We start from the raw sequence: 21697 nt of genomic DNA, 5'->3' as shown, positions 1-21697 counted from the left end.
ACGGCCCTCCCATAGGCTCCAACGGCCAGGGAAGGGTCCCGCCCAAGGTCGAGACTCAAGAAAAGCATGTTCAAACGCATTCTGATCGCCAATCGCGGCGAAATCGCCTGCCGGGTCATCAAGACCGCTCGCCGCATGGGAGTTCAGACGGTCGCGGTGTATTCCGAGGCCGACCGCGACGCCCTCCATGTCGAGATGGCCGACGAGGCCGTGCTGATCGGCCCGCCGGCTGCGGCCGAGAGTTATCTGGTGATCGAGAAGATCGTGGAGGCCTGCCGCAAGACCGGCGCCGAGGCCGTGCATCCCGGTTACGGCTTCCTGTCTGAGCGCGAGGCGTTTCCGCGCGCGCTCGAGGCGGCCGGTATCGTCTTCATCGGCCCCAACCCGGGTGCGATTGCGGCGATGGGCGACAAGATCGAATCCAAGAGGGCTGCCGCGAAGGCAAAAGTCTCGACCGTGCCCGGCTATCTCGGCGTCATCGAGGACGCCACGCACGCGGTCAAGATCGCCGACGAGATCGGTTATCCCGTGATGATCAAGGCCTCGGCCGGCGGTGGCGGCAAGGGCATGCGCATCGCGCATTCGACCTCCGAGGTCGCCGAAGGATTCAACCTCGCCAAGGCCGAGGCCAAGGCCTCGTTCGGCGACGACCGGGTCTTCATCGAGAAGTTCATCGTCGACCCCCGCCACATCGAGATCCAGCTGCTCGGCGACAAGCACGGCAACGTGATCTATCTCGGCGAGCGCGAATGCTCGATCCAGCGCCGCAACCAGAAGGTCATCGAGGAAGCGCCGTCGCCGCTGCTCGACGAAGCCACTCGCCGCAAGATGGGCGAGCAGGCAGTCGCACTCGCCAAGGCCGTGAATTACGACTCTGCCGGCACCGTCGAATTCGTCGCGGGGCAGGACAAGAGCTTCTACTTCCTGGAGATGAACACGCGCCTCCAGGTCGAGCATCCCGTCACCGAGCTTGTCACCGGCGTCGACCTCGTCGAGCAGATGCTCCGCGTTGCCGCCGGCGAGAAGCTCGCCATTGCGCAGAAGGACGTCACGCTCACGGGCTGGGCAGTGGAGTCGCGTCTCTACGCCGAAGACCCGTTCCGCAACTTCCTGCCCTCGATCGGGCGCCTCGTGAAATACCGTCCGCCGGCGGAAGCGAGCCAGGACGGCGTCACCGTGCGCAACGACACCGGCGTGCAGGAGGGCGGCGAGATCTCGATCCATTACGATCCGATGATCGCCAAGCTCGTCACCCACGCGCCGTCGCGCGCGGCCGCGATCGAGGCGCAGGCCACCGCGCTGGACTCATTCTATGTGGACGGCATCCGTCACAACATCCCGTTCCTGTCGGCGCTGATGCATCATCCGCGCTGGCGCGAAGGCCGGCTCTCCACCGGCTTCATCGCCGAGGAATTCCCCAAGGGCTTTGCCGTGCGCGTGCCGGAAGGCGAGGTCGCACGGCGGCTTGCCGCGGTCGGCGCCGCCATCGATCACGTGCTCGGCGAGCGCAAGCGGCAGATCTCGGGTCAGATGGGCGGCCGCATCGTGCAGCGCGAGCGGCGCCGTGCGGTCTGGCTCGAGCGCCAGGAGATCCTGCTGGAGATCGCGCGCGAGGGCGAGGCGGTCGCGGTGCGTTTCCTCGATGCCGACGGCAAGGCCGGCAATGCGCATCTGTTGCAATCGCCGTGGAAGCCGGGCGATCCGGTCTGGCAGGGCACCATCGACGGGCACCTCGTGGCGGTGCAGGTGCGCCCGATCGCGAACGGCATCCGCCTCGCGCATCAGGGCGTCGAGGTGCCGGTCTATGTCTGGACCGAAGCGGAAGCTGCCTCGGCGCGGCTGATGCCGGTGACCACGGCTGCCGACACCGGCAAGAAACTGCTTTGTCCAATGCCCGGTCTCGTGGTCTCGATCGCGGTCACCGAAGGGCAGGAGGTCAAGGCCGGCGAGACGCTCGCGGTGGTTGAAGCCATGAAGATGCAGAACGTGCTGCGCGCCGAGCAGGACGGCACCGTAAAGAAGATCCACGCCACCGCCGGCGCGACGCTTGCGGTGGACGCGCTGATTTTGGAGTTTGCGTAGGGGCCCAATGTCGTCCTGGCGAAAGCCAGGACCCATTACCCCAGGGAGTAGTTGTTGATGGCGATGGTGGCCGTCATTTTCTGCCACCATATCCAATTGTGGTAATGGGTCCTGGCTTTCGCCAGGACGACGGCGGGGACGCAATTCGCACTAACCGAGACATCACCATGGCCTTTCGTTCCCGCCGCGAAAAACTGCGAGCGATCCTGTCGGGCGGGACGTGCGTCCATCCCGGCTCGGTCTACGACGCCATCTCGATCCGCATCGCCGAGGATCTCGGTTTCCCGCTCGGCATGTTCGGCGGCTCGGTGGCTTCGCTCGCGGTGCTCGGCGACCCCGACATCACGCTGATCACGCTCACCGAGCTTGCCGAGCAGATGCGGCGGATGTCGCGTGCGGCAGCGCTTCCGGTGCTGGTCGATGCCGATCACGGCTATGGCAACGCGCTCAACGTGCGCCGCACGGTGCAGGAGCTGGAGACGGCGGGCGCCGCCGGCCTCACCATAGAGGACACGCTGCTGCCGGCTGGGTTCGGCGAGGCGAAGACGCAGCTGATCTCGCTGGAGGAGGGCGTCGGCAAGATGAAGGCGGCACTCGACGGCCGCGGCGATCCCTCGCTCGTCATCATGGGCCGCACCGGTGCGGCCGCGATCACCTCGATCGACGATGCGATCCGCCGCGCCAGGGCCTATGAGGCTACCGGCGTCGACGCCCTGTTCTTCACCGGCATCAAGTCGCGTGCCGAGCTCGAAGCCATCGCATCTGCGACGCGCCTGCCGATCGTGCTCGGCGGCGCGCCGGAGGAGCTGAACGTGCTCGAATACCTCGCGGGCCAGCGCGTGCGCATCGCGCTTCAGGGCCATGCGCCGATCGCGGCCGCAACACAGGCCGTTTACGAGACGCAGAAGGCGCTACGCGACGGCACTGCGCCGAAGAATCTCAAAGGCCTCCCGTCATCGGACCTGACCAGCCGCGTCACGCGCGAGGGCGACGTCAAGGCGCGTAGCGCCGATGTCCTTGGACTGAAACAATGAGCCGGGCGATCCTCCAGGTCATGATCCGCGGCCGTGTACAGGGCGTCGGCTACCGGGCTTGGCTCGAGCATCAGGCGACGACGTGCGGTCTCGAAGGCTGGGTCCGCAACCGCCGCGACGGCAGCGTCGAAGCGCTGTTCGCAGGACCGCCGAAGCACGTCGCCGACATGGTGGCGCTGTGCCGCCACGGCCCACCGTCATCGCGTGTCGACAGCGTCACCAGCGAGACGGCCGACGTCGATGAGCTGAACTTGCGCCGGGCAGGCGAGGCGTTTTCGGTGTTGCCGACGGTGTAGCTGAAGAATTACCGCGGCAGCTTGGCGATCGCTTCGCTCAATTCGTGGATCTCGTAGGGCTTGCGCAGGATCGGGAAATCGCCGCGCACGCCTGCGGCGACTTCGCTGTAGCCGGTGGCGAGCAGAATCGGCAGGCCGGGGCGGATCTGGCGGAGGTGATGGGCTAGGCTGAGCCCGTCCATCTTGCCGGGCATGACGATATCCGAGAACACGAAGTCGACCCCGTTCTTCTCGATCTCGCTCAAGGCGGCTTCGGCGTCCGCGACCCGGCGCACCTGATAGCCGAGCTGCTCCAGGAGACCGATGCTTACGGCGGCGACGTCCGGATTGTCCTCGACCAGCAGCACCGTGCCGCTGCCTTGGAACGCCGGTTCTCCCGCCGCCTCGCGCGATGGTTCGTCTTCTCCGCGCGGCAGGAGGATGGTGAAAGTGGTGCCCTTGCCGAGCGCGCTCGCGACCCGGATCGTGCCGCCGGCCTGATGGGCGAAGCCGTGCACCTGGGAGAGACCGAGGCCGGTGCCCTTTCCGATCGGTTTGGTCGTGAAGAACGGCTCGAAGATCTTGTCGAGAACGTCGGAGGGAATGCCGAGGCCGGTATCGCTGACGTCGATCGCGATGAATTCGCCGACGAGGGGGTCCTCGTCGAGCACGAGATTGCGCGCTGCGATCGTTACCGTGCCTCCGTCGGGCATCGCGTCGCGCGCATTGATGACGAGGTTGAGCAGCGCGGTCTCGAGCTCGGAGACGTCGGTCCTGATCGGCCAGACGTCGCCGCTGACGTCGAAAGCCAGCCGCACGGAGCTGCCGACGCCGGCATCGAGCACCTCGCGGATCGCCGCGATGCGGTCGGCGAAGTCGATCGCCTGCGGATTGACGCTCTGCCGCCGCGCGAAGGTGAGGAGCTGGTTGGTCAGCGCCGCGCCGCGCCTGGTGGCGGTCTCGATGGCCGAGATCGCGCGCTGAAGCTTGGCTTCGTCGTCGGCCCCTCGCTTCAGCATGTGGAGGCTGCCGCTGATGATCATCAGGAGGTTATTGAAGTCGTGGGCGACCCCGCCGGTGAGCTGGCCGAGCGCATCGAATTTCTGGGATTCGGCGAGCTGCTTCTGCATCGCCTCGAGCTTGAGCTGGGTATTGCGGCGCTCGGTGATGTCGCGCGTGATCTTGGCGAAGCCGACCAGCTCGCCGGCCTCGTAGATCGGATCGATCACGACGCTGGCCCAGAAGAAAGTGCCGTCCTTGCGGACGCGCCAGCCTTCCTCCTCGTAACGGCCCTTTTCCCGCGCAATCCCGAGCGCACGGGCGGGCTTGCCGTTGGCGCGGTCGGTCTCGGTGTAGAAACGGGAAAAGTGCTGGCCGAGGATCTCCCCGGGGGAATAGCCCTTGATGCGCTCGCCGCCGATGTTCCAGCTGGTGATTCTTCCGGTGGGATCGAGCATGTAGAGCGCGTAGTCCGCAACTCCTTCAACTAACAGGCGGAAACTGCGTTCGCTTTCGAACAAGTCCCTCTGCTGACTAGACTTCTCGACCATTCCCGGACCCTGCCTCAACGGGGGCAAACGCAGCACGTGGCGGATTGTTCCCGCGGGTTTGGAACCTTTTTAGGCAATATTGCGAGCCCGTATGCAGGACGCAGTCTAGCAGACACACGCAGCGCATTCGAGCCGGAAAGCCGTCCAGAGTCAGACCGCCGCCGCGCTCCGAAACGTCGCGGCCACCGCGCGCAATGCCGCGAGCTTGGCGGGATCGCTGACCTTCGAATGCAGCATCACTTTGGAGTTGCCGAGTTTCGGCAGCTTATGGGTCGGCCCGATATCGACCAACCCGGGAGGCGCGATCCGTCGCGCCAGCGGCGCGATTGCAAGTCCGGCAAGTGCGGCCGCGACCACCGCCGTGACGCCGCCGCCGACAAAACGCTCGCGCCAGGCGAGGCCGGCCTTGTCGAGCGCGCGCACCGCGATCGCACGGACCCCGCAGGGCGGGGCGAGGGTTGCGAGCGGCAGCGCTTCGCCCTTGGGCACGGTGAAGCGTCTTGACGCGAACCAGCCGAACTCGTCCTCGGCCAGCTTCTCGCCGCCGCGGCGGCTGCCTTCCTGGCGCACGATCACCGCATCCAGTTCGCCCGCATCATAGGCCTCCTGCATCTCGCGCGAGAAGCCGATGGTGACAGCGAGCGTGAGGTTCGACGACATCGCATGCAGGCGTTCGAGCAGGGGTACCAGCTCCGGCCCCGCGGCGTGGTCGGAGATGCCGAGCGAGAGCGACTGCGCGACCGAGGCCTCGCCCGACAGCGCGCAGTCATGTGCCGCGATCAGCGCGCGGGCGCGCTCAAGGAACGCCGCACCGTCCGCCGTGAGCCGGACCGCGCGCGGCGAGCGCTCGACGAGGCGTTTTCCCAGCAGCGTTTCCAGCCGTTGCAGCTTCAGACTGACCGCCGCCTGCGTCGTGCCGAGCGCTTCGGCGGTGCGGGTGAAGCTCTGGAGGTCGGCGACCAGCAGGAAGGCCTGGACGGTGGCGATATCGAGCGTTGCTGTCATTATGATATGTTATCACTGCTATCAATGGAGATAAGATACCAAAATGTCGAGGGCCGGTCTAGCTTCTTACCAACGCCGCGCGAACCGCGCGACATGATGAGGAGAACGACCATGCCGCTGATCACCGTGTCCTACACCACCTCCCGCCAGTCGCCCTCACTGAAGGCCGACATCGCGAGCGCCGTGTCCGAGCTCACTGCAAAAATCCTGCACAAGGATCCTGAGGTCACCGCCATCATCGTGAAGTCGGTGGAAGCGGGTGACTGGTTCGCCGGTGGCAAGTCGCTCGCAGAGCAAAAGCTGGCGAGCTATTGGATCGACATCCACGTCAGCGAAGGCACCAACACCAAGGACGAGAAGGCCGCCTATCTCGCCGCGATGTTCCAGCGCATGGCCGGGATCCTGGGCCCGCTGCATCACGAGACCTATCTGCATGTCGACGAGGTCAAGGGCGACGCCTATGGCTTTGGCGGCCTCACCCAGGAACGGCGCTACATCGCCGGCAAGCTCGAGGTCTCGCCGGAGAAGGCATGAGGAGAGGGGCCGCGGGTGAACCACCGCACCCGCGGCCTGAACCGGTTGCCAGAGATCGTCAGCTCGCTATGCCAAACTGCACCTCGGAATTGTTTAGGAAACAGGTCTTGTCGAACAACTTCAAATCGAGCGGGTTCGGCAGCCTGACATCGTCCAGGTCAGGGCAGGGTTTGAGCGCGGGATCATAGGAGCGGTCGATCTGCGAGATGAAGACGACGATCAATCCCTTGTCGCGCGCGAATGATTTCAACGCGCGCACCTGAACGGTGAGGTCGGGATTTTCCCGCCGCTGGTCGAGCAGTTGCAGATAGTCGATCACCACGACCGTACCGCGCGGTGCCGCGGCCATCTGCTTGACGACGTAATCGGCACTGATGGCGTCGGAGCAATCGATCTCGAAGAGTTTTTCGAATTGCGCCAGGTCCACGCCGATCGCCCGAAAGCGATCCAGAACGTCTTTCTCGGTGTATTCGAGCGAGAAGAACGCCGCGCGATGGCCCGACCGCATCGCCTCCACGGCAAGCTCGAGGCTCATCAGGGTCTTGCCCTGGCCGGGACGCGCGCCCACCAGCACCAGGTCACCCGGTTGAAATTGCGGGAAAAGCCGGTTGGCCGGCGTCGCTGCGGCCGCTTTCGCCGCGAGCATGCTCCATGCGGAAAAGCCTTCCCTCGCGGCGATGCGGTCGAGCGCATCGTGCAGCGGGATGCCTTCCTCGCGGGACAGGCGCTTCGCTCTTCGCTTCAGATGATAGATGGGTGCAGACAGTCTCATCGCAAAAACCTCCCATTGCGAGCTGAAACGCAACCCCTCCTTATGCCTGGCGCTCGAACAGTCGGTCCGAAGATCAAATCGCCCGGCATGACATCTGCTTTCCCGGCGGAGGGGGGAGGCGTGGGCGACACCGGAATCGAGCGTAGCCGATTCCGCATTGGCGGAAAACGATAGAGGCGGGGCGCTCTACAGAAAGCGTTAGACGGCTTCCGGCATCAGCGCCCGGGTCGGCCCGAAGAGTTCCTCGAAGGCCTGCCGGAGCGCGACGTCGACATCGGCCATCGTCACGAGCTGACCGAGATCGACCAGCGAGGTGACGCCGTAGCGGGGATCGGCGACGCCGCAGGGCACGATGCCGGCGAAATGCGACAGCTCCGGCTCGACATTGATGGCGATGCCGTGAAACGAGACCCAGCGCTTCAGCCGGACGCCGATTGCCGCGATCTTGTCCTCGTGCTCGGGTCCCTTGTCGGGCCGCTTCACCCAGACGCCGACCCGGTCCTCGCGCCGCTCGCCACGGATGTTGAAGGCGGCGAGCGTCCGCAGAATCAGCTCCTCCAGGCTCGCGACATAGGCCCGCACGTCCGGCCGGCGACGCTTGAGGTCGAGCATGACATAGGCCACGCGCTGGCCGGGCCCGTGATAGGTGAGCTGGCCCCCGCGCCCGGTGGCAAAAGTCGGGAATCGGGCATCGAGCAGGTCGGTGGCCTTGCCCGAGGTGCCGGAGGTGTAGAGCGGGGGATGCTCCAGCAGCCAGACCAGCTCCGGAGCTTCACCCGCTGCGATCGACGCGACGCGCGCCTCCATTTCGGCGACGGCCTCCGGATAGGGCACCGGCGCGTCCGAAATCCGCCACTCCACCGGCTCGCCGGAGGAGCCGGAAAACGGCGTCAAATCGAGCTCTTGGCGCTGGTTTTGGCGGGGGTTTCGAGGTGAATTAACCATTGGCTAACCATAACCGGGTGATGATCGCAGGCGCAAATTCCAAGTCGTTGGTCCCAAGTCCCAAGTCCTAGTCCCAAGTTGCGGTGGTCCTGAAGTGCCTACTCTCGACAAAGTCACCGTGGATCTCATGGTCGTCCTCGGGACGACCACCATGCCGATCCATCAGGTATTACGTCTTTCCCGCGGCGCCATCATCGAGCTGGACGCAACCGAGGCCGACGAGGTCAAGGTTTTGGCCAATAATTTGCCGGTCGCCTCCGGCGTCGTGCTGGTCGACCGCAACCGGATCGCGGTCGAGGTCAAGCAGATGCTGCCACGTATCCCCGGCACGCGGTAGCGGCTCGGGCACGCGGTAGCGGCCTGGGCACGCGGTAGCGGCTCGGGCAGGCGGAAAAGGCCGATCTGGGCGCAAGGAGCCGGAACTTTCCTGCCAAGCTTGTGGAATTCAGGGCTTTTGGAGGCTTGTACCCCTCTGACGGATTTGTTAGATCGGCGCCGTTGATCCGGTTGGCCTTCAAGCCTCAAGCCGGCATCCCCAAAAGCGCTCGTGGCGGAATTGGTAGACGCGCTGCCTTGAGGTGGCAGTGAGTAAAATCGTGGGGGTTCGAGTCCCTCCGAGCGCACCAGTGGGTCCGAACGGCGCTGCCGACGTGAGCCGGGTCCCAAGCACCGTTCCGATTAAAAGCGACGATCGTCCTCATTCCATGGCGCCGGCATTGTTCGATTCGGCGCTGCCACTGGATTGCGCGTGATGAGGAACGATGATCGTCGGGATCGCATTGCAGTCGGTGAGGTCGCTGCGCAAATGCCGGCTGCGGCGCGTGGCTGTGGTTCGACGGTGAAGGACGATGAAAGACAGCGCGTCGGAAGTGACCGACATCAGCGACGCCGTTCACTTGTGCATCGACATGCAGAATATCTTTGCTCCTGGCGGTCTCTGGGAGACGCCCTGGATGGCGAGAGTCTTGCCGACGATCGCATCGATCGTTTCGCGCCATCAGGCCAGAACGATCTTCACGCGCTTCATCACGCCCGAGGACCCGGAAGATCGTCCGGGGCAATGGCAGAGCTATTTTCGTCGCTGGCGACAGGCGACCCGCAAGCATCTTCCGCCATCCGGTCTCGAACTCGTGCCGGCCCTGAGCCGCTTCGTTCCGCCGGCTGCCGTCATCGACAAGCCGGCCTATTCGGCGTTCAGCAATCCCGGCCTGGCGAGCTTGCTGATCGAGAAGAATGTCGGCACGGTCATCATCACCGGGGCGGAGACGGACGTCTGCGTGCTCTCGACGGTCCTGAGCGCCGTCGATCTCGGCTTTCGGGTCGTCATCGTCGAAGATGCGCTGTGCAGCTCGTCCGACGTCGGCCACGATGCACTCATGACGATGTACCGCACCCGCTTTCACGGCCAGGTCGATTTGATGACCGCGGAGGAGTTGGCGGAGTTCTGGCGGGAGTAGGGGACGATCCGCTCAATTGACACTGTCGCCGAGCATGTTGCGGAAGGCGGTGGCGACGGCGCCAATGCCGCTGGCGCCGTGCATCAGCGCGATCTCGCCCTGCTGCTCGTGGCGGATGGCGTGGGCCATCACACGCAGGCGCAGATCGCCGCCGCTATGCCACATCTGGTCGGCCATCCTGACCGCGCCGGCGTGATGCTTGCTCATGGTCTCGACGAACAACGTGTCGAATAGATCCGCCGGCGCGGCCTTGACCTGTCGCATCTCGGCCTGTGTCAGGAAGCCCGGCATGGCGGCACGTTCGTCCGAGCTGCAATCGGGCATCTCGGCGTCGAACCAGCTCAGCCACCACGTCTCGAAAATCCGGTTCTCGCCGGTCTGGCTTGCGACCATCAGCATCGCCAGCTTTCGCAGATGCGGGTCCTGCGCGCGCTCGGCGGCGATCCGCGCCAGCTCGATGCCCTGGGCGTGATGCGCTGTCATGTGACGGATATAAGTCTGGTCCGCGTCCCTGTCGCGGCCGGCCCACGGCGGCTCGTAACCATGGCTGCCGAACAACGCGGTCGCGCCGAGCAGTGCGATCACAACCAGCGCGCCGGTGGTCCAGGCATTGGTGAAGCGAACATCGCGCGCGGGTGCCGCGCCTCGTCTCCAGCGCAACCGGGCGAACAGGGGATACATCACGGCTGAGGAGCCGTGGACGAGCAGGCCGATCCAGTACGGCTGCTGCAGCGTGAACAGCGGCTGCCAGAACGGAAACAGCGGCACCAGCACGAACCATTCCATGCTTGACGAGAACACGGCCCAGGGCAGGGCGAGCAGCAGGATCGTCAGCGGCCGCAGGTCGGCGGTCCAGCGCCCGAGCACGCCGAAGAACACCAGCGCCCAGGAGAAGTCCGCCCATTGGTGGAAGGCGATCCCTGCAAGGATCGCGCTCCACGACGGCTCTGCGCTGATCGCCCAATCGCGTGCGGGGATGGCGGCCACCGTCATCCAGTCGACGGCGGCATCGCGTCCGATGCGCGCGGCGAAGAGCTGGCTGACGATGGTCGAGAAGGTGCTGCTGATCAGGCCCAGTTCGGCAGCGGCGACCCAGCGTGAGCGCCGCCGTGAGGCGCCTTCATCACCGGGGCGAATTGAACTGGAAATGGCTGACGGCGCGGGGGCGTTCACGTCAGCTGATTGAGCTTCTTCAACGGATTGAGCTCGCTCGGCTTGCCTTGTTCGTCCCGGCCGCGCTCCGCTTGCTCCTTGCCTTCCTCATGGAGATCCTGATCGCCGACGATCTCGCCGACGGCCTGTTTCGCCTTGCCAGCGATCCGCTGACCGAGGCCCTTGGTCTTGCTCATGGTCTGCCTCCAGGCTCACGCCGCTACCCCGGCGCTTGAAGGGGGATGAGCGCCAGGGCCGCGGTTTCGTCTATTCAGCCTCCGGCAGGGGGACGTCGGAAGCGTTGAATGAGACTCTCTGGTGCGCGGATGGTTCCTCGGCCGTCATCTTGGCTCGAGTTCGATGATCACGCCTTCATTGCCGCGGAGCAGGATGGAGGCGCCCGGCAACGGCTCGGACGGTAGGTCGAGATGCGTCGACATCAGCAGGCGGCCGCGACCTTGCCAGTGCCATTTCCGCGGCTCGCCGGCGATGTTGAGCGCGACCAGAATGTCGCTGCCGCCATCCGTCCGCCTGTAGGCAAGGACGTCGTTCTGCGCGCGTAGCGGCGCGTAGCCGCCGTGGCGCAGGCACGCGTGCTCGCGCCGCAGTCCCATCAGCGCGCGAAACAGCGCCAGGATCGAACGTGGGTCGCGCTGCTGCGCGGCGACGTTGGCCGCGCCTCCGGGCGGCTCGAGCGGCAGCCATGGATCGCCGGTTGTAAAGCCGCCGTTGCGGCTGTCATCCCATCGCATCGGCGCGCGTTCGGGATCGCGGCAAAGGCCATACCCTGGCACGAGCTTCTCGAAGGGATCGCGGACGCGGTCGGGCGGAATCGGAACGCGCTTGCGGCCGATCTCGTCGCCCATGAAGAAGAACGGCGTTCCCCGCAGCGTCAGCAGCAGCATCGCCAGCACGCGCATTTGCGCCTCGCCGATCTTGCTCGCGATCCGCTGCTTGTCGTGACCACCGATCACCCAGACCGGCCAAGCATGATCCGGGATGGCGTTGAAATACGCGTCGATCGTCGCTTGCAGCGAGAACGCGTCCCATTGCGAGTCCAGCAGCGCGAAATTGAGCGGCAGATGCAGGCGCGGTCGGTCGTTGCCGTAGAAGTGACCGATGCGGTCGGTCTTGCCCTGGACTTCGCCGCACAACATCCGCCCTGGATACCCGTCGATCACCTCGCGGATGAATTCGATGCAATCCATCGTCTCCGGCCGGTCGTCGGTAAAGACGGGCGTCTGGCGCTGCGGCGGCGGCTTGCCCTTCGCTTGCGGGTTATGTGGATTGTCGCGCAGCAGCGCGTCCTTGATCAGGACGGCGCTGGCATCGACGCGAAAGCCGTCGACGCCGCGATCGAGCCAGAAGCGCATGACCTCGGCAATCGCGGCGCGCAGCTGCGGGTTGCGCCAGTTCAGATCGGGCTGCTCGACCAGGAATGAATGGTAGTAATATTGCCGCCGCGCCTCGCACCATTCCCAGCCGCTGCCGCCAAAGCGGCTCAGCCAGTTGTTGGGCGGGCCGCCGTTCTCGGCCGCGTCGGCCCAGATGTACCAATCGGCCTTCGCGCTGTTCCGTGAGCTGCTGCTCTCGACGAACCATGCGTGATCGTTCGCGGTATGGTTGGGCACGAGATCGAGGATCACGCGGATCCCCGCCGCGTGCAGGGCCTTGAGCAGGCTGTCGAACGCCTCGAGGCTGCCGAACGCAGGGTCGATCGAGCAATAGTCGGAAATATCGTAGCCGAGGTCGCGAAAAGGGCTCTTGTAGATCGGCGTCAGCCACACCGCGTCGACGCCGAGCCATTTCAGATAGTCGATGCGCGATGCCAGGCCGGCGAGGTCGCCCTTGCCGTCGCCGTCCGAGTCCTGGAACGAGATCAGTGCGATTTCGTAGATGACGGCGGATTCCCACCACGCACCTTCGTTACGGGACGCCTCGCTCATTGTCTTGCATCACCTCGTCGTGCGTCCTCAGGTCCGGCCCGCCGTGGCGTGCGCTGCGATCTGCTTGGCCGCGGTTCGAGCGCTCTCGATGCCCTTGGGATAGCCGCTGCGGTTCGGATACAGCTTGCGCCGTGCGTCGCGCGGCGGCCGCCGCGGCTTGGTGTCCTGCGCCGCGCGGTAGTCGAGCATCGCGATGCCGCCGACCATCAGCAGCGCCAGCGCGATATTGCCCTTTTTGGGATTGTCCGCGGTCAGCCCCGAGAGCAGCGCGGCGGCATCGAGGCCGTCGCCGCCGACGCGGGCCCACAGGCCGGCGTTCTTCTCGACCGAGAGCGTCGTGATCCCGGCCAGGATCTCGCGCACGCCGAAGGCGCGGACCAGCGTCTCGCTACCTTCCATGCCCAGCGTTTCCGTGACGCGCCGCGGCGCGAAGAATTCGACGACGCCGAGGCCGATGCTGAACCAGCCGAGCGCACGGGCGAGCTGGTCTTCGGGCCGCTTCAGGCTCGGGCCGCCCTCGACGATCTTCGGATCGCCCTTGGTGCGAACGATGTTGGAGAAATGAAACATGTGTCTTGCTCCTCAGGGCTTCAACACGACCTTGACGCAGGAGTCGCGCTTGTCGCGAAACACCTGATACATCTCAGGGCCTTGGCTGAGCGGGACGGTGTGGGTGATGACGAAGGACGGATCGATCTGGCCTTCCTCGATGCGATGGAGCAGGTCGTCGGTCCAGCGGTTGACGTGGGTCTGGCCGGTGCGCATCTGCAGGCCCTTGTTCATGAAGGCGCCCATCGGAAGCATGTCGGAGAATCCGCTATACACGCCCGGCACCGAGATGATGCCGCCGGGGCGGCAGACATAGATCATCTCGCGCAGCACGTGCGGCCGGTCGCTCTCCACCATGACCATCTGCTTGGCGCGGTCGAGCAGCGTGTCGGGCAGGGAGGCCATCACATGCGACTCCATCCCGACGCAATCGATACATTTTTCGGGGCCTCTGCCGTCGGTGAGCTCCTCGAGCCGCTCCAGGACGCTTTCGGTTTCGAAGTTGATGGTGGTGGCGCCGCCGGCTTCCGCCATGCTGAGCCGCTCGGGCAGGCAGTCGATCGCGATCACCTGGTTTGCGCCGAGCAAAATGGCACTGCGGATCGCCATCTGTCCCACGGGCCCGCAGCCCCAGATCGCGACCGTGTCGGTCGGCTCGATGTCGCATTGCGCGGCGGCCTGCCAGCCGGTCGGGAAGATGTCGCTGAGAAACAGCAATTGCTCGTCGGGTATGCCGTCGGGCACCTTGATATGGGTGGCGTCGGCGAACGGCACGCGTAGATATTCGGCCTGGCCGCCGGGATATCCGCCGGTCAGATGCGTGTAGCCGAACAGGCCGGCTGTCGTGTGTCCGAACGCCTTGTCTGCCAAATGGCGCTTGCGATTGGTGGTTTCGCAGACCGAGAAATTGCCGCGTTTGCACTGATCGCATTCGCCGCAAATGATCGTGAAGGGCACGACGATGCGGTCGCCCTTCTTCAGCTTGCCGTCGACGCCGGAGCCGACCTCGACCACTTCACCCATGGTCTCGTGGCCCATGATGTCGCCGGGCAGCATGCCCGGAATGTAGTTGTGAAAGAGGTGCAGGTCCGAGCCGCAGATGGCGCAACTCGTGACTTTAATGATGGCGTCGCGCGGGTCCTGAATCTCAGGATCGGTGACGGTGTCGCAGCGTATGTCTTCCTTGCCGTGCCAAACTAGCGCCTTCATCTCAGTTCTCCCGCGAGCTACGAGGCATCCAAGTCGAACATCGAACGATGGTTGCTATCGCACGGTGCAAAATCTTTGCGCCGCACCAGCGTGGGTCCCGATAGGAACGAGCGGCCATTGCGGTGATTGGAGCGTCATCAATCCCATCTCAAGGACACGCGAAGGATACGCTCATGGCCGCTAACCAACTCGCCGTCGTCACCGGCGCCTCCACCGGCATCGGCCTGGAACTCGCCAGATGTTGTGCCCAAGGAGGCTTCAACCTTGTCATCGCGGCGGACGAGCCCGAGATCGAGAGGGTGGCCGTCGATCTCCGCAGGCTCGGCACCAGCGTCGAGGCGGTGCAGGCTGATCTCGCCACCACCGAAGGCGTCGACAAGCTCTGCGCGGCCGTCGGCGACCGGCCGATCGACGCGCTGCTCGCCAATGCCGGCGTCGGCCTCGGCAAGGCCTTCCTCGACCAGGATTTTGCCAGGATCAAACACCTCGTCGACACCAACATCACCGGTACGCTGTATCTGATCCATCGCGCCGGCAACGAGATGGTCCGCCGCAATTCGGGCCGTATCCTGATCACGGGCTCGATCGCCGGCTTCACGCCGGGCAGTTTTCAGGCGGTGTACAACGCCAGCAAGGCCTTCCTCGATTCATTCTCGTTCGCGCTCCGCGAGGAGATGCGCGACAGCGGCGTCACCGTCACCTGTCTGATGCCGGGCGCCACCGAAACCGAGTTCTTCCGCCGCGCCGACATGATGGACACCAAGGTCGGCACCGAGAAGAAGGATGACGCGGCCGAGGTCGCGAAGGCCGGCTTCGACGCCATGTTGCGCGGGGAGTCCGATATCGTGACAGGAATGAAGAACAAGATCCAGACCACGGTTGCCAACGTCACGCCGAACGAGATGTTGGCCAAGCAGCATCGCAAAATGGCCGAGCCGGGCACGGCGAAGTCGTAGGACAATGACCTCGCAATCTCTGCTGGGCGGTGCGGCCGATCTCGCGGACGACAAAGGAGCACGCCGATTCACATAGCCTAATGCGCAAAGCTCCTCGAGCCCTCAGACTGGTTCGGCTGGAAAAAGGGGGCTTGTGATGCCGATGGATCGCGTCGAACAGGCCTTTGTCGCAACGGCGATCGCGGGCTTTCTGGTGATGATGGCGGCGATCGTCTGGATGATGATGGGCTAATGCCGGGAGGGCTGCTGATGCGCATCGCGTTGCCCTATGCTGCGGTGCTCCTGTGCTTGGCGGTGACCGCCTGGCTCGCTTTCGCGCATTTGCTCTGATCGCCGTTCGGCTCAACCATGCGGATCGGCGATCAGCGCGGCCAGCGTGTGGGCCATCGCCGGCAGATCGATCGGTTTCTCCAGGATCAGCACGTCGTGGAATTCCGGACTGATCGTGACCTTGTCGTATCCGGTCGTGAAGAGGAAGGGTATGTTCCGTGCCTTCAGTTCGCGCGCGACAGGAAAGATCATCTCGCTGCGGATGTTCACGTCGAGGACGGCGGCATCCAGGACTGCGCCGTCGTGCAGGATCCTGAGTGCGTCGTCGAGATCACCGACTGGCCCCGCGACCTCTGCACCGAGCGCCTGACATGCCTTGCCAATGTCATCGGCGAGAAAATATTCGTCCTCGACAATGAAGATGCGCCGCCCGCTGAGCGGCGACTGTGGACCTGACGATCCAGGCGAAATCGCCATGGTTCCTTCCATCCCTTGCCTTCCATAGGAACATAGGGCGGTCACCCGCCTTGGTATAACGATACAACCGAAAGTGGGTTCCATGAGCAACCGCGATATCATCGTCATAGGGGGCTCGGCCGGCGCGACCGCACCCCTGAAGCAGATCCTGGGCCGGCTGCCGCCGGATCTGCCGGCGGCGGTGTTCATCGTGCTGCACATCCCGGCGCAGGGCATCGGCATTCTCTCGACGGTCGCCAGCCACGCCGGCCCGCTTCCGGTCCGGCAGGCCGAAAACGGCATGAAGATCGAGCCCGGCAAGGTTTATCTGGCTGCACCGGACCATCATCTGCTGCTGTCCGAGGATCACCTGTTCCTCGGGCGCGGTCCGCGCGAGAACATGGTCCGGCCGGCCATCGACGCCTTGTTTCGCTCGGCCGCCATCAATTACGGCCCGCGCGTGATCGGTGTGCTCCTCAGCGGCCTGCTGTCCGACGGTGCGGCCGGCCTCAACGCCATCAAGCGTTGCGGCGGGATTTCGGTGGTACAGGACCCCTCGGACGCCATCGCCGATGAAATGCCAAGGAGCGCCCTGGAGGCGACCATCATCGATCTTTGTGTCCCCGGCGCCGGAATGGGCGACGTTCTGTCCGATCTCGCCAGGGAGGTTGCGGGTGCCGCGCTGCCGATCCCGCCGGAGATCCGGCTCGAGGTCGAGATCGCGGCCGGCGAGCGGATCGGCAGTGACAGTCTCGTGTCGATGGCCGATCCGGTTGCGCTGACCTGTCCGGCCTGCGGGGGCGTGCTGTCCGAGATGAAGGACTCGCACCCCATGCGCTTCCGGTGCCAGGTCGGACACGCCTTCGGCGCCGACATCCTCGCAAAAGAGCAGGAGGGGCAAGTGGATGAAGCCCTGCGGGTCGCGCTGCGCATCATCGAGGAGCGGGCTGAGCTGGTGCAGCGCATGGCCGCCGACGGTCGGCGCAGCGGCCGGCCCGCGGTTGCCGAGATGTACCAGGCGCGGGCTGCCGAATATCGCGAATATGCCGACATGATCCGACGGGTCGTGCTAAAGTCGCTCGATCCTCCGGCTCGCAAGCGGGAGGCTTGAGGTCGCCATGACCATTTCCCTCGCCGAATGGACCGAGCAGCTCGACACCGAGCGCCGCCACCTGATCAAGGCCGATCGGGATATCGAGGAGGGTTGCCAGCGCATCCGCGATCAGGAGGATCGGATCCGTGGACTCAGTGCCGGTGGCCACGACGCCGGCCAGGCGGAGCGGTTGGCCGAGGTGCTGAAGCAGACCCTGACGGAATGGCTCCGGCATCGCGTCCTGATCGAGCAGCGGATTAGCTATCTCCGGCAGCAAGTCGGTCCGGAGTGATCCGGGCGCGTTGGCAGGCCGCCTGAGCTCCATGCCGAGCGCGAACATCTCTGGTCGGCAATTGACAACGATGTTCGCCGTATGGAACGCAGCGCGACGTTTCCGCCTTCCACCTATTGGGATAACATCATTTCTGCTATTTGCGGCGAGCGGGCGTCCCGCTGGTTCCCGTCATTGAATGAGGCTACCGAGACGATGCATGAAATCGGCGACCAGCCGGTCGAAAGAGAGCGCCAGACCAGGTCTCCGCTGATCATCGGGGTGGGCGCCGCGCCGACAGCTCTGGATAGTGTCGAGCGGTTCTTGTCCAAGCTGACCGTGAGCGCCGACCAGGCCGTCGTGCTGGCGCTGCAACATCACGAGGCGCTCGACGAGCCGCGGCTGCGTCGGATCGTGCAGGATACCACCCGCGGCAAGATCGCCGACATCAGTGACGGCCAGACCATCGAGGGCGGCACGATCTATCTGTGCCCGCCGGCGATGATCACGACGATCCATGGCGGTCGCTTCGCGGTCCGCCCGGCCGAGCAGGCCCCCGGCGAGCGGGCCACGATCGACAGCTTCCTGGTGTCTCTGGCGGAAGAACGCGCCGAGCAATCGATCGGCGTGATCCTGTCCGGCGTCGGCGGCGATGGCACGCTGGGTACCGCGACTCTGAAGGATCACGGTGGTCTCGCCATCGCCGAGAAGGGCGCGAGCGACGAGGCTGATCATCTGAAAGAAGCCAACACGCCGGCGGCGATCGCCGACTACGTGCTCTCTCCGGAAGAGATTGCCGAGCACATCCAGGTCTATGCCCGTCACCTGCGGCGGCTGGAGGAGAAGCAGGGGTTCGACGAGGTGTTGGCCGCTGCGGCGGCCTCGCTGTCGCGCATCGCCGACATCCTGCGCAGCAAGACCGGTAATGATTTTCACGGCTACAAGCAGAACACCTTCCTGCGTCGCGTGCAGCGACGGATGCAGGTGGTCCAGATCGCCGACATCGCCGCCTATGTCGATTTCCTGCGCAACGACCAGGACGAGGCGCAGCATCTGTTCAACGATCTCTTGATCGGTGTCACCGAATTCTTCCGCGACAAGCGCGAATTCGATGTGCTCGAGAGTCAGATCGTCCCGAAGCTCTTCGAAGGCAAGGACGCGCGCCAGCAGGTTCGCGTCTGGGTGCTCGGATGCGCCACCGGAGAGGAGGCCTATTCCATAGCTATCCTCCTGCGCGAGCACATGGCCAAGATGGACTCGCCACCGCAGGTTCAGATCTTCGCGACCGACATCGACGGACGGGCTCTGGCGACCGCACGCGTCGGCCGCTACCGCACCAATATCGAGGCGGACATGACCAGCGAGCGTCTGGCGCGCTGGTTCGTGCGGGAAGGCGATACCTATTGCGTGGTCAAGGAGCTGCGCGAGATGTGCATCTTCTCGCAGCATAACGTGATCAAGGACGCGCCGTTCTCGAAGCTCGATCTCGTCTCCTGCCGCAATCTGCTGATCTATCTCAATGCCGAATTGCAGAATCGGGTGATCCCGCTATTCCACTTCGCGCTTCTGCCGGATCGATTCCTGTTTCTCGGCAATTCCGAGAACGTCACGCGGCATCCAATACTTTTCGTGCCGATCGACCGCCGCGCCCGCATCTTCAAGAAGCTGGAGACCGGAACACGGCTGCCACCGGAATTTCCAATCACGACCGCTGCCGGGAGGGCGCCCGCCGAGGTGCCGCCGCTGCGCTCGTTCCGCCCCGACATCGGCCTGGAGCGCCGCGCACAGCGGATCGCCGAGCGCTACGCGCCCGCTTATGTCATCACTGACGGCAACTTTCAGGTCCTGCACTTCTCCGGGCGCACCGGCCGCTACATCGAGCCGACGGCAGGCGCCGCCACGCTCGATTTACTCCAACTCGTCCACCGCGATCTCCGCCTGGACCTGCGCACGGTGCTGAGCCGCGCGGCGGAGACCAACGAGCCCGCCCATGCCGAGCAGGTGCAGCTCGGTGCCAACGGCCATCGCGTTCTCGTCGACATCATGGTTGAGCCGATCCAGGATGGCGGCAGCGAGCACCGCAATTTCGTCGTTCTGTTCAAGGACGGGCCGGTGCGCAACACCGATGCCGGCGAGAGCAGGCCCAGCGCGCTGGTGCAGACCGAGCATGTCGAGCGTATCGAAGGCGAGCTGCGGGCGACGCGGGAGCGCCTTCAGGCAACCATCGAAGAGCTCGAAAGCACCAACGAGGAGCTGAAGTCCTCCAACGAGGAATACCAGTCGCTCAATGAAGAGCTTCAGTCGGCAAACGAAGAGCTCGAAACCTCACGCGAGGAATTGCAGTCGGTCAATGAGGAGCTGACCACCGTGAACGGCGAGCTGGCCCACCGCGTCCAGGAATTGACGCGCGCCACCAGCGACCTCGAGAATTTCCTGGAGAGCACGCAGATTGCCACCGTGTTCCTCGATAACGATTTGCGCGTGATGAACTTCACGCCGGCGATCACGCAGGTTCTGCATCTCGTCGAGACCGACACGGGGCGCCCCATCGCGCACATCAAGGCGCGCATCCCGATCGAGGAGCTCTATGACGACATTCGCGGCGTGCTGCGGACGCTTGCCACCGCTGAGCGCGAGCTCAGGGATCCGGACACCGGCACGCGCTACATCGTGCGCATCCTGCCCTATCGCAGCATCGACAATTTCATCGCGGGGGTCGTGATCACGTTCGTCGACGTCACCGCGATTACCCGCGCCGAGGAGCGGCAGCGCCTGCTTCTGGCCGAGCTCCAGCATCGGGTCCGCAACACGCTGGGCGTGGTGCGCTCGATCGCCCGTCGCACGGCTGATAGCAGTTCGACGGTCGAGGAATTTGCTTCCCATCTCGATGGCCGGCTCAACGCATTCGCTCGAACCCAGGCGCTGGTGACGCGCGATCCCGAGGGCGGCGTAGACCTCGAATACCTCGCGGTCGAAGAGCTGCTGGCCTATAATGCCAGGGAAGGAGAGCAGGTACGGGTCAGCGGCCCCACCGTGCGTTTTCAGTCGAAGGCCGCGGAAACCTTTGCCCTTGCCATTCACGAACTCGCAACCAACGCGCTGAAATACGGCGCCCTGAGCCGGCCGACCGGTCGCATCGAAATTTCCTGGCGCCTCGAGCAGGGCACCAACCCGGCGGAGCTGGTGTTCGAGTGGCGGGAGCGCGGCGGGCCGCCGGTTGCGCCGCCGCCGCATAAAGGATTTGGGACCGAGCTCCTGGAGCGCACACTCGCGTTCGAGTTCAAGGGGCAGACCACGATGGCATTCAATCCGAGGGGGCTGGAATGCACGATCACAATTCCTCTTAGCAAGCGAGCGTTTCATACACCGGCGGTGGCCAACTGATGCCCTTGTCGACGCTCGATCGCAGCCAGGTGGACCCGGTCATTCGCCGGCTGAACGTGCTGAGGCCGTTGTCGACGGACGCCCGCACCTCGCTCGAATACGCGATGCTCGAGGGAATCCAGCGCGCAGGGGCGGGCGAGGATCTGATCTCGGAGGGCGATCCGGTCGACAGCGTTCGCCTCGTGCTGTCGGGCTGGCTCTGCCGCTACAAGACGCTCGAGGATGGCCGGCGCCAGATCGTCAATTTTCTTTTTCCCGGCGAGAGTTGCGATGCGCACGCGTTCCTGCTGCCGGTGATGGATCATTCCATCGCGGCGATGACGCCGGTCGTCTACACCGAAATCAAGCGCGCGCGGTTCGAGAGTCTGGTGGCTGCCGACCGCTCGCTGACGGAAGCTTTCTTGTGCGAGACTCTCATCAACAGCGCCATCCAGCGCGAATGGGCCATCAATCTCGGCCGCCGGGTGGCCTTCGAGCGCGTGGCCCATTTGTTCTGCGAGATCATCGAGCGGCTGCGTCCAGTCGGCTTGGTCGAAGGCAATTCCTGCGTGATGCCGGTGACGCAAATGGATCTTGCGGACGCCACCGGCCTGTCGGTGGTTCATCTCAACCGCACGGTTCAGGAGTTGCGCGCCTCCGGCCTGATCGTGCTGCGCGATCGCACGTTGACCATCACCGATCTCGATGCGCTCAAGGACGCGGCGCTGTTCTCGCCGAGCTATCTGCAACTCTATCGACGGGCCTAAGCGTCTTCTCG

At 64.7% G+C, this 21697-nt stretch carries 22 protein-coding genes and 1 tRNA gene; 12 read left to right on the top strand and 11 right to left on the bottom strand.

Translation table 11 applies throughout. The annotated features are described in order from the left end of the window. Positions 1-66 precede the first annotated feature (66 nt). The 3 genes from AC0L3S_RS32775 to AC0L3S_RS32765 all read left to right on the top strand — a co-directional run bounded on the left by AC0L3S_RS32775 (position 67) and on the right by AC0L3S_RS32765 (position 3412). Positions 67-2082 (top strand): acetyl-CoA carboxylase biotin carboxylase subunit, encoded by a 2016-nt coding sequence (locus tag AC0L3S_RS32775; protein ID WP_473283792.1) that lies wholly within the window; start codon positions 67-69, stop codon positions 2080-2082. Positions 2083-2249: 167 nt separating this feature from the next. Then, positions 2250-3116, top strand: coding sequence for an isocitrate lyase/PEP mutase family protein (locus AC0L3S_RS32770; RefSeq protein ID WP_473283789.1), 867 nt, complete (start codon positions 2250-2252; stop codon positions 3114-3116). Beyond that, entirely contained in the window at positions 3113-3412 is a 300-nt protein-coding gene (locus AC0L3S_RS32765) for an acylphosphatase (RefSeq protein ID WP_027518495.1), read from the top strand. The genes AC0L3S_RS32770 and AC0L3S_RS32765 overlap by 4 nt, the downstream gene beginning before the upstream one ends. An 8-nt stretch (positions 3413-3420) precedes the next feature. On the opposite strand, the gene AC0L3S_RS32760 is transcribed toward AC0L3S_RS32765, so the two are convergent. Both AC0L3S_RS32760 and AC0L3S_RS32755 read right to left on the bottom strand, forming a co-directional pair. Continuing rightward, on the bottom strand, positions 3421-4941 hold the full coding sequence (locus AC0L3S_RS32760) for an ATP-binding protein (protein WP_473283786.1): 1521 nt from the start codon (positions 4939-4941) through the stop codon (positions 3421-3423). Between the two features lie 150 nt (positions 4942-5091). After that, on the bottom strand, positions 5092-5946 hold the full coding sequence (locus AC0L3S_RS32755; protein ID WP_473283784.1) for a LysR family transcriptional regulator: 855 nt from the start codon (positions 5944-5946) through the stop codon (positions 5092-5094). A 111-nt stretch (positions 5947-6057) separates the two neighbouring features. Between AC0L3S_RS32755 and AC0L3S_RS32750 the strand changes: the two genes are divergently transcribed. Then, positions 6058-6480, top strand: coding sequence for a tautomerase family protein (locus AC0L3S_RS32750; RefSeq protein ID WP_007603164.1), 423 nt, complete (start codon positions 6058-6060; stop codon positions 6478-6480). Between the two features lie 58 nt (positions 6481-6538). On the opposite strand, the gene AC0L3S_RS32745 is transcribed toward AC0L3S_RS32750, so the two are convergent. Then, the gene (locus AC0L3S_RS32745) at positions 6539-7252 is read right to left on the bottom strand and encodes a DNA helicase (RefSeq protein WP_473283781.1); all 714 of its coding nucleotides are present in this window, start codon (positions 7250-7252) and stop codon (positions 6539-6541) included. A gap of 198 nt (positions 7253-7450) precedes the next feature. After that, positions 7451-8197, bottom strand: coding sequence for a lipoyl(octanoyl) transferase LipB (gene lipB, locus AC0L3S_RS32740; protein ID WP_473283778.1), 747 nt, complete (start codon positions 8195-8197; stop codon positions 7451-7453). 94 nt (positions 8198-8291) lie between these two features. Between lipB and AC0L3S_RS32735 the strand changes: the two genes are divergently transcribed. Both AC0L3S_RS32735 and AC0L3S_RS32730 read left to right on the top strand, forming a co-directional pair. Beyond that, a complete protein-coding gene (locus AC0L3S_RS32735) occupies positions 8292-8534 on the top strand; it encodes a FliM/FliN family flagellar motor switch protein (RefSeq protein WP_007603171.1) in 243 nt (80 codons plus the stop codon). A 204-nt stretch (positions 8535-8738) separates the two neighbouring features. Next, positions 8739-8823: transfer RNA gene (locus AC0L3S_RS32730), tRNA-Leu, on the top strand. A gap of 71 nt (positions 8824-8894) precedes the next feature. Here AC0L3S_RS32730 and AC0L3S_RS32725 read toward each other — a convergent pair. Then, positions 8895-9077 carry a hypothetical protein gene (locus tag AC0L3S_RS32725; RefSeq protein WP_473266580.1) on the bottom strand — a complete coding sequence of 61 codons (183 nt, stop codon included), beginning with the start codon at positions 9075-9077 and terminating at the stop codon, positions 8895-8897. On the opposite strand from AC0L3S_RS32725, the gene AC0L3S_RS32720 reads away from it, so the two are divergent. After that, positions 9046-9654 (top strand): cysteine hydrolase family protein, encoded by a 609-nt coding sequence (locus AC0L3S_RS32720; RefSeq protein WP_473283775.1) that lies wholly within the window; start codon positions 9046-9048, stop codon positions 9652-9654. The genes AC0L3S_RS32725 and AC0L3S_RS32720 overlap by 32 nt on opposite strands. A gap of 12 nt (positions 9655-9666) precedes the next feature. Here AC0L3S_RS32720 and AC0L3S_RS32715 read toward each other — a convergent pair whose 3' ends face one another. The 5 genes from AC0L3S_RS32715 to AC0L3S_RS32695 form a co-directional block, all read right to left on the bottom strand. Further along, positions 9667-10827 (bottom strand): DUF305 domain-containing protein, encoded by a 1161-nt coding sequence (locus AC0L3S_RS32715; RefSeq protein WP_473283772.1) that lies wholly within the window; start codon positions 10825-10827, stop codon positions 9667-9669. After that, positions 10824-11003 (bottom strand): hypothetical protein, encoded by a 180-nt coding sequence (locus AC0L3S_RS32710; protein ID WP_027518469.1) that lies wholly within the window; start codon positions 11001-11003, stop codon positions 10824-10826. Before AC0L3S_RS32710 ends, AC0L3S_RS32715 begins: the two co-directional genes overlap by 4 nt. 144 nt (positions 11004-11147) lie before the next feature. Continuing rightward, entirely contained in the window at positions 11148-12752 is a 1605-nt protein-coding gene (locus AC0L3S_RS32705; protein ID WP_473283770.1) for an alpha-amylase family glycosyl hydrolase, read from the bottom strand. A gap of 27 nt (positions 12753-12779) precedes the next feature. After that, positions 12780-13322 (bottom strand): hypothetical protein, encoded by a 543-nt coding sequence (locus AC0L3S_RS32700; protein WP_473283767.1) that lies wholly within the window; start codon positions 13320-13322, stop codon positions 12780-12782. Between the two features lie 12 nt (positions 13323-13334). Then, entirely contained in the window at positions 13335-14510 is a 1176-nt protein-coding gene (locus AC0L3S_RS32695; protein ID WP_473266555.1) for a zinc-dependent alcohol dehydrogenase, read from the bottom strand. A 173-nt stretch (positions 14511-14683) separates the two neighbouring features. Here AC0L3S_RS32695 and AC0L3S_RS32690 point away from each other — a divergent pair, with 173 nt between their 5' ends. Beyond that, complete coding sequence (locus AC0L3S_RS32690) at positions 14684-15466, top strand: SDR family NAD(P)-dependent oxidoreductase (RefSeq protein ID WP_473266553.1); 783 nt, start codon at positions 14684-14686, stop codon at positions 15464-15466. A gap of 342 nt (positions 15467-15808) precedes the next feature. On the opposite strand, the gene AC0L3S_RS32685 is transcribed toward AC0L3S_RS32690, so the two are convergent. Further along, a complete protein-coding gene (locus tag AC0L3S_RS32685) occupies positions 15809-16213 on the bottom strand; it encodes a response regulator (protein WP_473266551.1) in 405 nt (134 codons plus the stop codon). Positions 16214-16295: 82 nt separating this feature from the next. On the opposite strand from AC0L3S_RS32685, the gene AC0L3S_RS32680 reads away from it, so the two are divergent. The 4 genes from AC0L3S_RS32680 to AC0L3S_RS32665 all read left to right on the top strand — a co-directional run bounded on the left by AC0L3S_RS32680 (position 16296) and on the right by AC0L3S_RS32665 (position 21686). Then, on the top strand, positions 16296-17303 hold the full coding sequence (locus AC0L3S_RS32680; RefSeq protein WP_473283764.1) for a chemotaxis protein CheB: 1008 nt from the start codon (positions 16296-16298) through the stop codon (positions 17301-17303). Between the two features lie 7 nt (positions 17304-17310). After that, positions 17311-17577 (top strand): hypothetical protein, encoded by a 267-nt coding sequence (locus AC0L3S_RS32675; RefSeq protein WP_473266547.1) that lies wholly within the window; start codon positions 17311-17313, stop codon positions 17575-17577. Positions 17578-17772: 195 nt separating this feature from the next. Continuing rightward, the gene (locus AC0L3S_RS32670; RefSeq protein ID WP_473283761.1) at positions 17773-20940 is read left to right on the top strand and encodes a CheR family methyltransferase; all 3168 of its coding nucleotides are present in this window, start codon (positions 17773-17775) and stop codon (positions 20938-20940) included. Continuing rightward, entirely contained in the window at positions 20940-21686 is a 747-nt protein-coding gene (locus tag AC0L3S_RS32665; protein WP_473266544.1) for a Crp/Fnr family transcriptional regulator, read from the top strand. Before AC0L3S_RS32670 ends, AC0L3S_RS32665 begins: the two co-directional genes overlap by 1 nt. The last annotated feature ends 11 nt before the right edge of the window (positions 21687-21697 follow it).

Source organism: Bradyrhizobium sp. Ken01 (assembly GCF_055807355.1).
The sequence above is the reverse complement of the archived record's forward strand: the minus strand, read 5'-3'. Positions and strand labels throughout refer to the sequence as shown.

Excerpts from the sequence above, each read along its gene's own strand:
- AC0L3S_RS32775 (WP_473283792.1), top strand. The coding sequence starts at position 67 with ATGTTCAAACGCATTCTGATCGCCAATCGCGGCGAAATCGCCTGCCGG.
- AC0L3S_RS32770 (WP_473283789.1), top strand. The coding sequence starts at position 2,250 with ATGGCCTTTCGTTCCCGCCGCGAAAAACTGCGAGCGATCCTGTCGGGC.
- AC0L3S_RS32765 (WP_027518495.1), top strand. The coding sequence starts at position 3,113 with ATGAGCCGGGCGATCCTCCAGGTCATGATCCGCGGCCGTGTACAGGGC.
- AC0L3S_RS32760 (WP_473283786.1), bottom strand. The coding sequence starts at position 4,941 with ATGGTCGAGAAGTCTAGTCAGCAGAGGGACTTGTTCGAAAGCGAACGC.
- AC0L3S_RS32755 (WP_473283784.1), bottom strand. The coding sequence starts at position 5,946 with ATGACAGCAACGCTCGATATCGCCACCGTCCAGGCCTTCCTGCTGGTC.
- AC0L3S_RS32750 (WP_007603164.1), top strand. The coding sequence starts at position 6,058 with ATGCCGCTGATCACCGTGTCCTACACCACCTCCCGCCAGTCGCCCTCA.
- AC0L3S_RS32745 (WP_473283781.1), bottom strand. The coding sequence starts at position 7,252 with ATGAGACTGTCTGCACCCATCTATCATCTGAAGCGAAGAGCGAAGCGC.
- lipB (WP_473283778.1), bottom strand. The coding sequence starts at position 8,197 with ATGGTTAATTCACCTCGAAACCCCCGCCAAAACCAGCGCCAAGAGCTC.
- AC0L3S_RS32720 (WP_473283775.1), top strand. The coding sequence starts at position 9,046 with ATGAAAGACAGCGCGTCGGAAGTGACCGACATCAGCGACGCCGTTCAC.
- AC0L3S_RS32725 (WP_473266580.1), bottom strand. The coding sequence starts at position 9,077 with ATGTCGGTCACTTCCGACGCGCTGTCTTTCATCGTCCTTCACCGTCGA.
- AC0L3S_RS32710 (WP_027518469.1), bottom strand. The coding sequence starts at position 11,003 with ATGAGCAAGACCAAGGGCCTCGGTCAGCGGATCGCTGGCAAGGCGAAA.
- AC0L3S_RS32705 (WP_473283770.1), bottom strand. The coding sequence starts at position 12,752 with ATGAGCGAGGCGTCCCGTAACGAAGGTGCGTGGTGGGAATCCGCCGTC.
- AC0L3S_RS32700 (WP_473283767.1), bottom strand. The coding sequence starts at position 13,322 with ATGTTTCATTTCTCCAACATCGTTCGCACCAAGGGCGATCCGAAGATC.
- AC0L3S_RS32695 (WP_473266555.1), bottom strand. The coding sequence starts at position 14,510 with ATGAAGGCGCTAGTTTGGCACGGCAAGGAAGACATACGCTGCGACACC.
- AC0L3S_RS32690 (WP_473266553.1), top strand. The coding sequence starts at position 14,684 with ATGGCCGCTAACCAACTCGCCGTCGTCACCGGCGCCTCCACCGGCATC.
- AC0L3S_RS32685 (WP_473266551.1), bottom strand. The coding sequence starts at position 16,213 with ATGGCGATTTCGCCTGGATCGTCAGGTCCACAGTCGCCGCTCAGCGGG.
- AC0L3S_RS32680 (WP_473283764.1), top strand. The coding sequence starts at position 16,296 with ATGAGCAACCGCGATATCATCGTCATAGGGGGCTCGGCCGGCGCGACC.
- AC0L3S_RS32675 (WP_473266547.1), top strand. The coding sequence starts at position 17,311 with ATGACCATTTCCCTCGCCGAATGGACCGAGCAGCTCGACACCGAGCGC.
- AC0L3S_RS32670 (WP_473283761.1), top strand. The coding sequence starts at position 17,773 with ATGCATGAAATCGGCGACCAGCCGGTCGAAAGAGAGCGCCAGACCAGG.
- AC0L3S_RS32665 (WP_473266544.1), top strand. The coding sequence starts at position 20,940 with ATGCCCTTGTCGACGCTCGATCGCAGCCAGGTGGACCCGGTCATTCGC.